Origin of the sequence: Pseudomonas sp. B15(2017), assembly GCF_002113215.1 — a bacterium.
Classification (GTDB): domain Bacteria; phylum Pseudomonadota; class Gammaproteobacteria; order Pseudomonadales; family Pseudomonadaceae; genus Aquipseudomonas.
This window is the reverse complement of the sequence record NZ_NEJZ01000017.1, coordinates 61835-75200: the sequence shown is the minus strand read 5'-3', so window position 1 is coordinate 75200 and position 13366 is coordinate 61835. Positions and strand designations below refer to the sequence as shown.

Here is a 13366-nt window from a genome sequence, read left to right as displayed (position 1 = left end):
CCGCAATAAATAGATCACTTGCCTACCTAGACTGTTTCAGGTCGCGACACAATTTGCTGATTCGCGAAACGTGTCGCGACTTACTGGCTCACTCGGTCAACTGCCTCGAGCGCCTTGTCCGCTGCCTGCGTGGCAGTGGTTGCAGCCTTCGATGCCTTCTCGGCGGCCGTTCCAGTCTTTCGGGTCAATTCGTCCAGCCGCTGGTCCCGCTCATTCATGGCGGTTGCGTAAGCGCTGCGGATCTCCTCGACCTCCATCGCCTGCTTCTCGGCAAGCGACCAGTAGCAGGCCTGATACCCCAACACCGAACCGCCGGCGACCAGCACAATGGCGATCGCCCACACCTCTGCCCGACGCCACCAGCGGCGAGCAATAAATTCCATTGCGCATCTGTCCATCACGCGACTCCTCCGAGCTTGTTCCGCAGGCGGGTGATCTCGTCGCTCTGCAGGGTTACTCGCTCCGTGAGCTGGGCGACCTGACTGGTCAGCGCTTCAATCTTCCCTTCCATGCGGCCAACTGAGGCGGCCAGGTCGTTGCGCTCTTTCGCGAACTGGTCGGCACGGGCCTCCGCTTCCTTCCGGGCGGATCGCTCCGAGTCGAGCAGCTCATTGAGGCGGCGGACGGTACCGATATCGGCGTTGTCCATTGCCCGCTCAGCGGCGTCCTTCGAGAGGAATCTGCGCAACCACAGCAGCCCGCCAAGGATCACCGTGGCACTACCGCCCAGCCAGGTAGCTGTGCCTGGGCCGAGGTCAGTAGGATCCATCGCCACTCCGAAATAAAAATGGCCTGCGTGGCCTGGGCATTGCCCAAAAACGAAAAGCCCCTGCGAGTGCAGAGGCCCTGAATAGGTGCGCGCGTCTTTCCGCGCTGTCCGCCAAAGGCCTTCTCAACGTCGACGCCCCATTGCATCGATCTCGCTGATCCAGTCTCGCGCCACCCTGAAGCAAATGGTGAGGTCAGGGTGCACGGGCTGCCGGTGTTGATTCCGTACGCCGCACTATCCGGCTATCGACGTCCAGGTCTTCCCGAGGGCTGTCCTGGCTACAGGTAAATTCGGGGCAATAAAAAACCCGGCGCGGTGGCCGGGCTTCCTCCTTCAAGCTTATCTCAAGTGATTAGTTAGACAGCGCTCTTCCGCTTGTCGTCCTCATGAAGGAGGGTGTTGGTCGTGCCAACGCAAATCGCCTTCGGCATATCGCTCGAAGGATAGGGAAAAAGATTTCCTGTGGAGCTAATCGTTGGCCGGTAAAGATTGCCATGGGCAATACGATCCGCCAGGCCTTTTTCTGTGCAATAGGCAACGAGCGATACCCCGTATTTGACGCGCCAAAGCTCCTTATGCCCACCCAATTTTGAAACATCCTCTTTGATCGAGGATGCGGAAACTAGTTCTAGCGTGTAAGTAGACATTCAATTCTCCCTGAAAAAAGAGAGATTAGTATGCCAGCAAGAAACAAAAAACCCGGCGCTATGGCCGGGTTTCGTTTGTCACTCCTCGATACGCGCAGAAATGACAGGATGGGTGAATAATGCGACATAGCGACATGACATTGCAAGCCCTTTTGAGGGGCTATTTCATGCCGCCTCGCTTTCGAGCACTCCCACTGCTTCAAGCATGTGCTGCGCCTCGACCAGAGCCTCGTTCACAAGCGACTCCAAACCCTCCTTGATGGCCTTGTTCCAGCGCTGGTAGGTGCGCTCTGTGAGGCCCTGAGAGTCCCAGTTCGTCATGTCGTAGTTCGAGTCGGCCAGGACGATCATCTCTCCGGGCTTGTCCTCTGCTACTGCGCGCGCATGCTTGTTGGCCCGGGCAACGTCAGCATCAGCCGCCGCGTTGCGCCAATCCCACTGGCCCTTTTCCTTGTTCTCCCGGTGCTTCGGCGCCTTGATCTGGGTTACCGCCCGCTGAATGCCCTTCACCTGCTGCGGCACCGCCCATACCAAGACAGCCTGCTGCGTGAAGAGCTGCGGCGCCGGGGTCTTCACCACGGCGACCAGCCGGCCGATGGAGTCGATCTTACGGCCACGGTGCGTGCTGTACTTCGCCACCAAGGCGTTCCAGTGCCTCGGGGAAAGCTGGGCGTGCAAGAGCTTGTGCACGATGCAGTCAGCCAACAGCGCGGCATCCTTCCCGGATATCTCGCCCTTGAGCTTGCTGGCTTGCACCCGGGGCTCGACGTTGCATCCGCCGGAACTGTTGATCGTCTCGGCAGCCAAGGCCCGGACTACTGCGGAAATCACGTTGTGGTAGTTCATGCTGCAGCCCTCTTCAGTTCTCGGGTCTTGGCCCGGTACTCAGCCTTGATGGTTTTGATTTCTTCCACGGTGTACTTGCGGGGCTCATGAGGCCCTTCGAGCCAAGCCACGGTTTCGGCGCCGATGCGCAGCACTAGCCGGATGCGGTACTCGACCGCGTTGCCGGACAGGTTGCGGTTGCACTTCACGCACTGGCGATGGATGTTCAGCGGCTCGAAACGCAGCTCCGGACATGCGCCGACGGAACGGTAGTGGCCGGCGTCCCAGCGGCTGCCGGTCATTAGGTCGCTGTCATTCGGCATCGAGTCGCAGCTGATGCACGGCAGATGCGCGTCACGCAGGCGGACGTACTCGTTCACCGCAGCCTGGGCTTCGCGTAGGTGATCCGCCCTGCTCTTCAGCTTCTCCTTGCGAGCTTTGATCTCGCGGCGCTCAATGCTGGCCAGCGACTTGCGTTTCTTCTCCTGCTTGTGCCGCGCGATGACAACGGCGCAGTCCGGCGAGCACCAGGACTGAAAACTCACGCGCGGGACGAAAGAGGCCCTGCAGGTTTTGACCGCGCACTTTTTCGGGCGAGGTTGCTTCCGTTCAATCGTCATGCGGCCTCCTGGCTCAGCAGATCATCGAAGTACACGCCCTGCGGTGCAAAGCGCGCAACGATGCGGTCGGTGTAGGCCACGCCCTGGGCTCGATTGAACAAGCTCGTCACCGGGAAACCGTCCGGGCCGAACAGATGGCAGCCGCCCATCATGGCCAGCTTCGTCTCGTACGGCAGGTGACGCATAACCCGGTACCACTCAGCCTGAAAACCGGCATCCTCGTTCAGAAGGATCTGCACACCGATGTGCAGCTTGCAGTACCGGCGGGCGTCGGCCTCATCGCCGATCTGGGTCATCTGGGCGATGCGTTTGTACATCGCGAACCACAGCCGGTTCTGGTCGAGCGTGCGGTCCTTGCCCGGGCGCAGGGACACCACGACGAACTTCTTGTCGCGGAACATTGCGCTGAGCTTGGTGATCGCCTCAGAGAGCTTGGCTTGGCAGTTGACGCTGATCTTGTCAGTCATTGAACACCTCCACCCCTCTCAGTAAGTGGCGGTCATGCCAGACGAGACCGTGCGCCTTGCAGCAGATCGCACGGCGACGCACTTCACGATCCCCTTTGTTGCGGAAAACCTCCCAAGTCACATACCACGACTCAAGCGTCGAAAGAGCAACTTGGGTAACCCACAACCGCTTTTGTCCAATCATGGCTTCACCGCCTCGGCCATGGCTGCACCGAGCTGGACGTCGAACTCGGCGTCGAATTGGTCGGCGAGCACGCCACCTTGCCTCAGGGTTGCCGCTCGCATACGGCGATATCGCTCCGCATCCTCGCGCAGCGTCTCGTTCGCGGCCTTGAGCCGGTCGCACTCGGCCATCAGGTCAGCGCAATCGCCGCGCAGCGAGCGAATAGCCCCCATGCCCGGGGATTCACGCAACAGCTCGTTCTCGGCAATGATGGCCAGCACAACCTCAGGAGGGAGAGCGTCTTGCAGTGCATCATCAGCTGCATGGAACCGCTCCTGATTTTCAAGGCTACAGCTGTCATCCAGATAGGCTTCGTTCGCTGAAATCAAAGCAGCGCACAGCCGCTTCAGTCCGGTGTAATCGGTCATGTCAGAAACCCTCCTTGCCGCGCTGAGATTCCCATTCGAACGGAACGACGATCACCCCGCCCTCTCGCAGGCGATCAGCGCAGCGTTCGCCGATTGCACTGGCCAAGGCCTTCGCGTCGAGGTTGGACACGATGACGGTGGGGCGAAGCTCTTCGTACCGGCCGTTGATGATCGAGAACAAGGTCGTCAGCTCGAAGTCGCTGGGCTTCTCCTTGCTCACGCCGATCTCGTCCAGGACCAGCAGCGAGGGGCTGATGAGGCTCGACAGGATCTGGCTCTCACTCTGGTCACTGGTGTGGTCGTAAGTCGCGCGGATGGCCTGCAGCACCGATCCGATGGTGCGATACACGGCCGTGGCGCTGGAGGTGGCCATGATCTCGTTGGCGATCGCGACCGACAGATGCGTCTTGCCGGTGCCAGGCTTGCCCAGCAGCAACAGGCAGCGGCCGACGGCGGAGATCTGCTTGAACTCAACGGCGTATCGCATGCAGGTATTCAGTGCCTTCTGCTGCTCGGCGGTCTTGGCGATGTAACCGGTGAAGGTCTTGCCAGCGAAACGCTTTGGGATCAGCGCGGCTCCCAGCTTCTCGGCCATGTGGAAGCGGGCCAATGCCGCTTCCTGCGCCAACTGGCGCTCGGCATCCTCCTCACTGCGGATGCGGCTGCACTCGGGGCAACCGCTCTTGAGTTCACGGCCCAGCACGGCATAGACCTTCTGATCGTAGGAACCGTGGGTTTCGCACTCGGCCGGCTGGATGCGAGTACCTGGCGGCAGTTCGGGGGTGGCTTGAACCTGTTCAGAATGCATAGGTGCCATCCTCCCGCTCAGTCAGTCCGGCCTTGTAATCACGATCAGCGAAGCCGGTGTGGCGCGATTGCGGGAACGGGTGCACGTTCGTTGGCACATCGGGGATCTCATCCTGCCAACGCTTGCCATTGAGCCATGTCGCAGGGTGCGGGATGAACTGGCCGCGCTCCTTGGCCCAGTCAGGCGTCAGCACCTGCTTGGCCAAAGCGGCGACCATCAGGTCGTACAGCGCCTGATCCACCTTGAGTTTCGCCCACGCCTTCTCGGCCTTGTCCTTTCCAACCTTGCGCGGGTAGAGCTTCCAGAACGAAGCGAACAGGCCCTCGGTCGCCACCGGAGCCTGCGACGGAGTGAGGGAATCAGGAATCAGGAATCCGGAATCAAGAGAGAGGGAATCAGCAGGGAAAGAACTGTGCTTGTCTGGTGCTTGCACCGGGCTTGCACCATGCTCACCCTCAGAGCCCTCTAATCCGGGCATTTCAGGGATGACACTTTTGGCTTCCTTGACGTGTGGGTTCTGGTGTTTCGACCAGTTCACGATCTGGATGGCCTTGAATGATCCAACGGTGTACCGCGTGATGAACCCCAAATGATCCAGGTCGGCGAGCATCTTTTCGATGTCGACATTGTCCGCCGGGAACAGGGCCATTTTCAGACGGCGCGGGCGATCTTCCAGGCGCCCTTCCCGATCAGCTTCGGTCCACATGCCGATGAACAGGAGGCGCGTTGCGAAATCTACTTCAGCCAGGTGTTCGTTCGAGAAGAACCCCGGTTTGATATTTCTGGATCTGGCCATCATGCGGCCCCCTTGAGTGCTTTGTCGTGGGTGAACAACCCGTTCCAGTTCTTCTTCATGGGCAGCTCGCCGGCCAGGTACAGGTCGTAGAGGCGCACGGCACCCTTCTTCAGCAGGACTGGCGTGAAAGAAACGAACGGCTCGCGGCCGTGGGGAGTGACTTCGTGCTGATGCTCGGTCATGTACTTGTCACGGGCGTAGGACGCCACACGGAAGCGCAGGCCGGATTTGCTTTCGTTGTAGAGCCAGCTCCGGCCCTCGAGGAATTTCCCCACCTGCATGACGTTGACCCCATTGAGGCCCTTGCAGAACTGGGTGTGGGTCATCCCCTCCTTGAACAGGTTCTCCATGGAGTGGATCTTCGACGCCTGGGCCTCGACCTGAATCGTCAGTTGCAGGCGCTGCTGCTCAGCTTCGAATGCGAGCTGGATAAGATCCATACGGGACAGTTCGCGAGGCTGCGACAGAGCATTGATCTTCAATACGACCGAGCGTCGAACTGCTTTCGATTCGCGCATCGATATTAAGAGGCACTGATCCTTGGTCAGCATCAATGCCTCAGAGGCTGGTCCTCGCTGATTCCTTACTACGAAAGTTTCGTAGTATTCGCCGTCCAGTTCGTCGCGGCACCGCGCGGTGAAATCGTTGCGACGAACCTCGCTTTCGCCAAACTCCTTGCGCGCGGCGTTGACCAGGTCGAGCAAGTCGAAGCTGCTCATTTTTTCACGCGACACGTTTTCACCGTTGCCAAATTGTGTCGCGACACTGGCCGGGGTATTGATCGTTTGGTTTGATTGGTGCATGATTTGCTCCACAACGCGTTTTAAGAGAGCCGGGCTGCAATCCCGGCTTTTTTTCGTCCCGAATTTGGCAGAGGCCCTCTGGATTACCCCGAAGAGTCCCTGCCAGAGGCCCTCATTGGGGTCACCAGCTGAAGGACTGGCGCCTTCTTCCTACCCACCTCGGAAAGCGCCCCACTCGCGATGGCGGTTCCCGTCATTTCGTTGATCGCACGGCTGAAGCTCCAGCCGTTTACGCGCATCAGTTCCTCCACTCGCTGTCGAGTCCGCGGTGGCAGCCTTTCAAGCTCTACGGTCATTTGGCCCTCCAAAGGGGCTTCAGCCCGCGATATCTTCTTGTTTGTCCTGCATCAGTTCCTCGATCACGCCATTGGCTACAGCCCACTCGATGATTTCGTAGAGATATGTGGCGTGCTGCATACGGGTTTTGGTCGCGGCTTTACGCAGAATCCGATCAAGCACCGGCTCAAATCGAACCTTCACCGGGATGGCGCGCTTTTGATTGGGGTCCATGTACATGCTTCGATGCTCCTGGCTTCAGAAATGGAAAAACGTCTATCGAACCGGCGGTATGACTACGCAGCAGCGTCTTGCTGGCTGGCTTTCAAGGCGCCCTTGGTGATTCGCTCGATCTGGTACTGGCGCAACTCGGGCACCATCTCCCACTGACGGACTGCCTCATAGGTAACGCTGAGGGCCTTTGCCAGGGCGGAGATGGAGCCGAAATGCTTGATTGCTTGCGACTTGGTCATACCGACCTCCTTTGCTCTTCCTCATATTCAAGCATGCTTGTGTATTCAAAACAAGCATGCTTGACAAGCACTCTTGTAGATTGCAGCCATGAAAACGACTGAACGAATCACAAAACTTGTTCTTGCCCGAAAGCCGGACATTGGCGTGCGGAGCGTGAAGCGAGACATCGCGACCACCTGCGGCATCAGTTATGAGGCTGTGCGGCAGTGGTTCGCCGGCGATACCGAAAACATCAAGAACGAGAACCTGATCGCACTTGCCGACGGCTACGACACGACGGTCGACTGGCTTTTGTCAGGAAAAGGCGAGCCGCCTCGGCGCAAGAGCGGCGCCCAGGCTTCAGAAGTTGCCGAGGCAAAATCATCCGCTGACCTGGTCAGCGCGATGCTGGCCAAGCATGGGAAAAACCTAAGCGAAGAAGCTCGGACGAAAATTGCTGATGCGGTGAAAGATGCAGCCCAGCACGTAGTGCTCGGGGATGCGGATGAGGTCGACTATTACCGGCCGGGCGCTGTCGGTGATGAAGTGTGGATCGCGCACTATGACGTCCGTGCAGCAATGGGTGGAGGTCAGATCCCCCATGACTACCCAGAGATGCTGCAGGATGTCCGAGTAAGCCCCCAGCATCTTCGAGAGATGGGTGTCGAGTTCAAAGAGCATTTTCACTTGAAGATGGTGACCGGATGGGGCCAGTCGATGGCGCCGACAATCAAGCATCGCGACCCGCTCCTGGTCGACATCAGCATCCGGGAATTCGTGGGGGATGGGATCTACATGTTTTCGTGGGAAGGTCATCTCTACATCAAGAGGCTTCAGTGGGTTGGTGACGATCAGATCAAGATGATTTCCGACAATGATCGCCATCCGCCACAAACGATTAGGTCGGATGATACATTCATCCAAGCGCGTGTGCTGTTAGTCTGGAATGCAAACCTTGTCTGAGCACAACCTAGATAGCGGTAGACAAGAACTTAAACTATATAAATAACTGCCAAACAGCCAACACTAGGTGAAGAGAAAGTCATGCACAGGACTGCAACGTTTTATGATTTGAAAATATCAGCTTTAGGAACATCTAGAGCAGCAGGTAACCTGGCTCTTTTCGATGCACAACCTAAGTCTCTTCGAGATCTATACGAGGATATCCGCACGCTATTTTCGAATGGAGATAAAATAGTAAAAAAAGGACGAACTGATACGTCCGCAAAGCTTTATTTGTCAGATATGCAACTAAAGGGTGACAGACTCGTACTACTTGTTAACAGAAGTGACCCGAACGCTCCTGATGCCGTGTCGACCGATCCCGAGTCAAAAAGTCGAGTAGTCCACCAAAAACCGCCAGGGCACGGCGGGGACTATTCTGCTCATGTCATTCTCGATTTCAATCCGGTAAAAGGAGATAATTACTATCTATGCGTTATTGAGACGGTGTATGGTTCCGGACTACACGCCAGTAGCATAAGTGATTATATCAGGTTTCTGTTTCGTGCTTGCAAGAAGCAGTTTCCAAGCAAGTATATGATTCCCAACGTCAACGGCGCTAAAAATGCCAAAGGCGAGCCGATGATGGTTCATCTTCTTCACCAAATTGAGTTCCAAGGTCACCCGTCAGCCGAGTTTGAAAATGATCTAAACGGTGGAACCTTATCTTCAATCCAGTTACTCAGTTTTTCGGAAGAGGGAGCAACATGGGACGATACTGGAGCAGTCAAGGAAAGACTGCGCACCATTGAGCTCCGCCCAGAACCAGGATTAATGGCTTCTGTTGCGTCATCCGTGAGGCAGATACGCAACAAAATCACCAAGAATCAAGTCGAATACAAACAGATGCGGTTGCGTTTCAAAAACGGAGATGGTGAGCCTCGTGAAGCTACTATTTCGGCAGACTCAGGAAAATTAATAGACAACGAAAAATATATAAAACGCCACATTATTTCGGCCCCTCTTGTAAATACCAATAGCTTTGAAGTGGCGAATAACTTTATAATCAAGGAAGTTCTAGCACTCATGGAGTGAATAATGTTAATAGGCCAGCTCCTTAAACCTTTTGGATATCTAGCCATCCAGCACCCATATAAGTGGGTTGTTGACTGGCTTTATCCATGCATATTGGCTTCAATTAGCATCGCACTGATCGCCCTACTCTCCAACACTTCTAAATTGGTAGAGCCCAACGGGATGATTGCGATGCTGCTTTCTTTCGTTCAATCACTTCCTGGCTTTTATATTGCCGCCCTCGCTGCGATAGCTACTTTTGGCCGTCTAGATATAGATGATATTCTACCCGAACCAACTCCTAAAGTTGTCATAAAACTAAGAGGGAGAGAGAACACTATAGATCTAACAAGGCGGCGTTTTTTAGCGATGTTATTCGCATTTCTGACAGGGGAAAGCATCACCATTGTAATTTTTTGCATCACCCTTATTTCATTTGGCTCCGAACTGAATGGATTTATTTACAACGGGACCCTAGTCGGCCACTATATATATTCTACCTCTATTTTCATGCTTCTTCTTTTTACGTATCAAATGATTTTAGCTACTTTCTGGGGGCTTTACTATTTAGGCTATAAGTTGCAAGAGTGAGATAGCTCTGCAGTATGTGAATAAGCCCGCTAAATGCGGGCTTTTCTTTTCTCGTCAGAACGGTGCCGCCTCCTCTAGCATGTCCAAAACCTCGACCTGCCCGCCATCATCTACACCCGAGTCCCACTTAAGCGTCACTGATTCATCATCGTTGAACGTCATATCTATGCATTCCGTCTCTGACAGAAGGCCCATCACCTCCTCCCACTCCCTTTCTCCATCCGTGTCCAGTCGATGGATCGTCACCCATCGCTGAATCTGCGCTACCGGGTGATTGATCATCGACGACACCCTGAGCGATAGCCGCTCCAGGCCGGTTAACACTTGGCGATCATTCTGCGACCGGCTCTTTTCTTGGCTACTCATACCCAACTCCTGACTACTGGATGCGCATACAGTATTAAAAATAAATACAAGCTTGCTTGCATTGAGAACACCAGCATGCTTTTATAAATGCAAGTCCACTTGCACTTGGACAGGGCCTCAAGAGACCCGCCGCTCTTTAACAGTCAGGAATCTTCGCGGATCGATCCCCGGAAACGGGCATAGCGCGAAACACAAACTTCGATCCCCATGCAGGCTCTGGAACCTGCCGGACTCCCCATATGGGAGGACGCCAAACCATGCAAGCCAGCCGGCGAAGAACATCGAACACGAAATGTGTGACGCCGGCCAGGTGGGGAAACCGAGGCGCCGCGCATGGGGCGGAAAGCAAGACCAACAGATTTACTGATGCCGCTTCGATGAGGCGGCATTGGAAATCATCGGAGGAACACGAAATGCCGAAATTCATCCTCGACTACATCCGGCTCTGCCGGGAATGCAGCCTTGACCGCCGCACCGTCGGCAACATGCGCTCCATCGTTATCCCGGCGCTGCAGAGTCGCGCCGCCGAGCTTCGCCAAGCAATCAGCCTCGTTCCTGGATGCTTCCCGGAGCTGGAACAAGACGCCGAGTTGCTGGAGTCAGCGGTAAGAGCAGGCCTACAGCGCTGCGCACCACAACCAGCTCAGCAAGAGCTTTTCGCAGCATGACGATTTCACTGGCTGGCCTTGGCGACAGGGCCAGACGGGAAATCAACCGGAGTACACGGAATGAGCCTTCATGAAAGACAGCGACACTACGACCGCCTGCACCACGAGAAGCGCCTTGAAGGCTTGGCAAGCGGTGAATTTCAAGGCCTTGGCAAACATAGCTGCCTGACTCTGGAGAATGGAAGCCGTGAATGCCTGAGGCTCATCCTTGACCACGGGATGTCGACAAACAGCGTCGACCTGAACAACGTCGGATACATGGCCGAGCTCGACGAATTTGCAGCAACAACCAGCGCCACGACAGCCTGTCGTTAACTGCCCGATCCTCTCTATGAGAGCGCATCGGTTTGCGATCTTCCAGACAGGGCGCCCGCTCGCGAGGGAGGTGCTGATTGAAGTTCAGCAAGATCGCAATCCGATGCGGATGAATGCCCAGGCTGATGGGCAAGTGTAAGACCTGAGGGATCGCGGGAATCGTGGCCGGTAGAGTGAGTAAGCGCCCAGATGGCCACGGCTAGTCCAAGAATAAGCGGCTGAAACCTTCGCCCCGGTGAAACTCCGGTGTCACTAAGGCCGCTAATAGTCATGCCGGGATCAGCTCCGGTCGTCTGCATTTTTGAAGACTGAGTACGGCGAGCGCCCGCCAAGATGCCAACGGCGCGCATTGGAGGATGACCATCATAAAATAGTTGGACTGATTGACCTCGCGCGGCGCGGCAAGCCTGAAGGCCAACGCCCATCTCTCATACAGGCAGCGGACAGTAGGCTGTCGATGTCACCGCGCATCGGCCGTAATTACGGCAGGCCACCCGTACGAACGTCGACAATCTGATGCTGCAACCCCGGTCTGTCGCCAGCAGCGAGACCGGGCCACTCTCCCCGACAAATCCCGAATGCACTCCCCTCCGCGCCCAACAGCAACCAGCGGAGCGGATGAGTGCATCCGAGTTTTGTTGGATCAACCAGGAGCAAGCGATGACCGATATCAAGTACACCAGCGACGGCAAAAAGGTTTTGGTCGTCGGCAAGCTCAACGCTGAGCAAACCATCGTGCAAGAGATCTTCGTCAGCGCCGGGCAAGAGATCCCGAGCGGCGAAAACTTCGTGGTGAAAAGCCTCCATGACGCGCCAGCTGAATCGTGGAAAGAAAAGAACCTGCGCGAGCTTGAGGCGCGGTACGAGCGATCGCGCAAGGAGTTGGAGTCGAGCATTGATCAGCAAGCAAGGCGCTTGACCATGATCAAGGACAAGGCGAAGCACCATGCTGATGCCTTGTTCAAATTCGTCGAAAACTCAGAATCAGACCAGCTGGATCTTCTGAAGAAGGTTTTGTCCGGGCAGATCACTCACGTTTTCATTTCTGGCTATTCGCCCGAGATTTTCGAGTGGGAAGAAGGCAGTAAGGCATATGACATAGACACCTACCACGGGCGCATGCAGGTAGACGGAATCAAGCTGCTTTCCGTTTACGGTTACTCAGATGGAAATCTTACCTATCGCCTGCACAGCTATCGCGATGGCAGCGGCGGAAGCGACCAGGTTTTCCCAGTATGCAGCTACGCGGAGGCTTTAACCCTTGCGCAGGCCGAGTGTGACAAGCAGGCCGCTTCATATCTCGCCGATAAGCGCAGTTCGTTTCATTTGTCGTCCTGGCAAAAAATCGAAGGAATCGTAATTCCTGAGGCAGCCATTCAGAAGTGCGACGCAGAGGCGGACGCCCAGCGAGTTAAGCGAATTGCCAATCTCAAAAAAGAACTCGCCGATCTTGAGGAAAAAGCGCCAGCCAAGGCAAAGCCGGCCAAATAAAACCCCACCGCTCTGGAGGCAACCATGAACGCAGCACTGAAACTCTGTCAGGCCAACTTCGACGCGCAGTTGCCGCCGGCGGTGAGCGAGTCGGACGAAGAACGGGAATGGCTGGAAGGCGCCGCTGAACAGTTGGTGTGCGGCTCTGATGTTGAATGGAAGCGCCGGTTCGGCCCGGTGCAGAAGGTGACCACGGCGCAATACGCCGAACACCTCCAGCACCACCTGAACCAGCGGCAGATCGACGGGCTGGATGATCGCGACTCGTTCGCCAACCTGGTGCTGGCCGTCGTGGTTGGCAGCCCGTCCGAGGCTATGACGCACGCCAAGCACTTGCTGGGCACTGATAGCCCTGTCACGCAACTGGAAGCGATCGCCGCCAACTTCCTCCGCCCGCACGCCGCCGATGCGGTGGCCGCTGAGATCGAGGCAGCAGAAGACGATGTGGACGGTGACCTGTGAGCCCGCACATCGCCATCGATCAGGCGCTGGAAGCCCTGGAGCATCCCGGCAACCGCGATCTGGACGACACCCTGACCGAGGGTCTGATTGTCCGCCACTTCACCGCCGGCGACATCACCGCCGAGGAATTTCACCACTACAGCGCCCGCCTGCTGAAGATCAGTCGGCAGCGCAAGGAGGCTGCATGAGTACGCCACCGGTAAAAACGCTGATCGATGAACAGCTCGACGACATGGAGCGCCGCATCGCCATCCTCGGCTTCGGCCTGCCCTTCAACGAGGTGATCGGCCGCAAGCGCGAGGATCTGGTTCAGGATCTGCCGCAGCGCCTGTCAGTGACCATGAAAGGCGGCCGCATCGCCGCGAGGGTTCGGCCATGAATCTCTTCTACTGGGCGCTTGTC

General features: G+C 56.5%; 22 protein-coding genes. 9 read left to right on the top strand and 13 right to left on the bottom strand.

The genetic code is table 11. The features are described 5' to 3' along the window. Positions 1 to 80 precede the first annotated feature (80 nt). The 12 genes from CAF73_RS22785 to CAF73_RS22725 form a co-directional block, all read right to left on the bottom strand. The gene (locus tag CAF73_RS22785) at positions 81 to 398 is read right to left on the bottom strand and encodes a hypothetical protein (protein WP_085703912.1); all 318 of its coding nucleotides are present in this window, start codon (positions 396 to 398) and stop codon (positions 81 to 83) included. Further along, positions 398 to 769, bottom strand: a complete 372-nt coding sequence (locus CAF73_RS22780) for a chemotaxis protein (RefSeq protein WP_085703911.1) — start codon at positions 767 to 769, stop codon at positions 398 to 400. Before CAF73_RS22780 ends, CAF73_RS22785 begins: the two co-directional genes overlap by 1 nt. 356 nt (positions 770 to 1125) lie before the next feature. Further along, positions 1126 to 1416 carry a hypothetical protein gene (locus tag CAF73_RS22775; protein WP_085703910.1) on the bottom strand — a complete coding sequence of 97 codons (291 nt, stop codon included), beginning with the start codon at positions 1414 to 1416 and terminating at the stop codon, positions 1126 to 1128. 165 nt (positions 1417 to 1581) lie between these two features. Further along, on the bottom strand, positions 1582 to 2262 hold the full coding sequence (locus CAF73_RS22770) for a hypothetical protein (RefSeq protein ID WP_085703909.1): 681 nt from the start codon (positions 2260 to 2262) through the stop codon (positions 1582 to 1584). Further along, the gene (locus tag CAF73_RS22765) at positions 2259 to 2861 is read right to left on the bottom strand and encodes a recombination protein NinG (protein WP_085703908.1); all 603 of its coding nucleotides are present in this window, start codon (positions 2859 to 2861) and stop codon (positions 2259 to 2261) included. Before CAF73_RS22765 ends, CAF73_RS22770 begins: the two co-directional genes overlap by 4 nt. Continuing rightward, positions 2858 to 3328: a hypothetical protein gene (locus CAF73_RS22760; protein WP_085703907.1), complete on the bottom strand. Its 471-nt coding sequence runs from the start codon at positions 3326 to 3328 to the stop codon at positions 2858 to 2860. The genes CAF73_RS22765 and CAF73_RS22760 overlap by 4 nt, the downstream gene beginning before the upstream one ends. A gap of 180 nt (positions 3329 to 3508) precedes the next feature. After that, positions 3509 to 3919, bottom strand: coding sequence for a hypothetical protein (locus tag CAF73_RS22755; protein WP_085703906.1), 411 nt, complete (start codon positions 3917 to 3919; stop codon positions 3509 to 3511). A gap of 1 nt (position 3920) precedes the next feature. Next, positions 3921 to 4727, bottom strand: coding sequence for an ATP-binding protein (locus CAF73_RS22750; RefSeq protein WP_085703905.1), 807 nt, complete (start codon positions 4725 to 4727; stop codon positions 3921 to 3923). Next, complete coding sequence (locus CAF73_RS22745; RefSeq protein ID WP_085703904.1) at positions 4717 to 5523, bottom strand: hypothetical protein; 807 nt, start codon at positions 5521 to 5523, stop codon at positions 4717 to 4719. The genes CAF73_RS22750 and CAF73_RS22745 overlap by 11 nt, the downstream gene beginning before the upstream one ends. Then, positions 5523 to 6326, bottom strand: a complete 804-nt coding sequence (locus tag CAF73_RS22740) for a phage antirepressor protein (protein WP_085703903.1) — start codon at positions 6324 to 6326, stop codon at positions 5523 to 5525. The genes CAF73_RS22745 and CAF73_RS22740 overlap by 1 nt, the downstream gene beginning before the upstream one ends. Before the next feature lie 315 nt (positions 6327 to 6641). Next, a complete protein-coding gene (locus CAF73_RS22730; RefSeq protein WP_039012569.1) occupies positions 6642 to 6842 on the bottom strand; it encodes a hypothetical protein in 201 nt (66 codons plus the stop codon). Positions 6843 to 6898: 56 nt separating this feature from the next. Beyond that, entirely contained in the window at positions 6899 to 7075 is a 177-nt protein-coding gene (locus CAF73_RS22725) for a Cro/CI family transcriptional regulator (RefSeq protein WP_085703901.1), read from the bottom strand. 88 nt (positions 7076 to 7163) lie between these two features. Between CAF73_RS22725 and CAF73_RS22720 the strand changes: the two genes are divergently transcribed. From CAF73_RS22720 to CAF73_RS22710, 3 genes are all read left to right on the top strand, one after another. Beyond that, positions 7164 to 8018, top strand: a complete 855-nt coding sequence (locus tag CAF73_RS22720) for a S24 family peptidase (protein WP_139834867.1) — start codon at positions 7164 to 7166, stop codon at positions 8016 to 8018. Positions 8019 to 8099: 81 nt separating this feature from the next. Next, positions 8100 to 9092 (top strand): hypothetical protein, encoded by a 993-nt coding sequence (locus tag CAF73_RS29970; RefSeq protein ID WP_139834866.1) that lies wholly within the window; start codon positions 8100 to 8102, stop codon positions 9090 to 9092. 3 nt (positions 9093 to 9095) lie between these two features. After that, positions 9096 to 9662 (top strand): hypothetical protein, encoded by a 567-nt coding sequence (locus tag CAF73_RS22710; RefSeq protein WP_085703899.1) that lies wholly within the window; start codon positions 9096 to 9098, stop codon positions 9660 to 9662. Positions 9663 to 9716: 54 nt separating this feature from the next. On the opposite strand, the gene CAF73_RS22705 is transcribed toward CAF73_RS22710, so the two are convergent. Beyond that, positions 9717 to 10028 (bottom strand): DUF1654 domain-containing protein, encoded by a 312-nt coding sequence (locus CAF73_RS22705; protein ID WP_085703898.1) that lies wholly within the window; start codon positions 10026 to 10028, stop codon positions 9717 to 9719. A gap of 413 nt (positions 10029 to 10441) precedes the next feature. On the opposite strand from CAF73_RS22705, the gene CAF73_RS22700 reads away from it, so the two are divergent. From CAF73_RS22700 to CAF73_RS22675, 6 genes are all read left to right on the top strand, one after another. After that, positions 10442 to 10696, top strand: a complete 255-nt coding sequence (locus CAF73_RS22700; protein ID WP_085703897.1) for a hypothetical protein — start codon at positions 10442 to 10444, stop codon at positions 10694 to 10696. A gap of 60 nt (positions 10697 to 10756) precedes the next feature. Continuing rightward, positions 10757 to 11011: a hypothetical protein gene (locus tag CAF73_RS22695; RefSeq protein ID WP_085703896.1), complete on the top strand. Its 255-nt coding sequence runs from the start codon at positions 10757 to 10759 to the stop codon at positions 11009 to 11011. A gap of 660 nt (positions 11012 to 11671) precedes the next feature. Then, positions 11672 to 12502: a hypothetical protein gene (locus tag CAF73_RS22690; RefSeq protein WP_085703895.1), complete on the top strand. Its 831-nt coding sequence runs from the start codon at positions 11672 to 11674 to the stop codon at positions 12500 to 12502. A gap of 24 nt (positions 12503 to 12526) precedes the next feature. Beyond that, positions 12527 to 12964: a hypothetical protein gene (locus CAF73_RS22685; RefSeq protein ID WP_085703894.1), complete on the top strand. Its 438-nt coding sequence runs from the start codon at positions 12527 to 12529 to the stop codon at positions 12962 to 12964. Continuing rightward, a complete protein-coding gene (locus tag CAF73_RS22680) occupies positions 12961 to 13152 on the top strand; it encodes a hypothetical protein (RefSeq protein WP_085703893.1) in 192 nt (63 codons plus the stop codon). The genes CAF73_RS22685 and CAF73_RS22680 overlap by 4 nt, the downstream gene beginning before the upstream one ends. Further along, entirely contained in the window at positions 13149 to 13343 is a 195-nt protein-coding gene (locus CAF73_RS22675; RefSeq protein ID WP_085703892.1) for a hypothetical protein, read from the top strand. Before CAF73_RS22680 ends, CAF73_RS22675 begins: the two co-directional genes overlap by 4 nt. Positions 13344 to 13366: the final 23 nt, after the last annotated feature.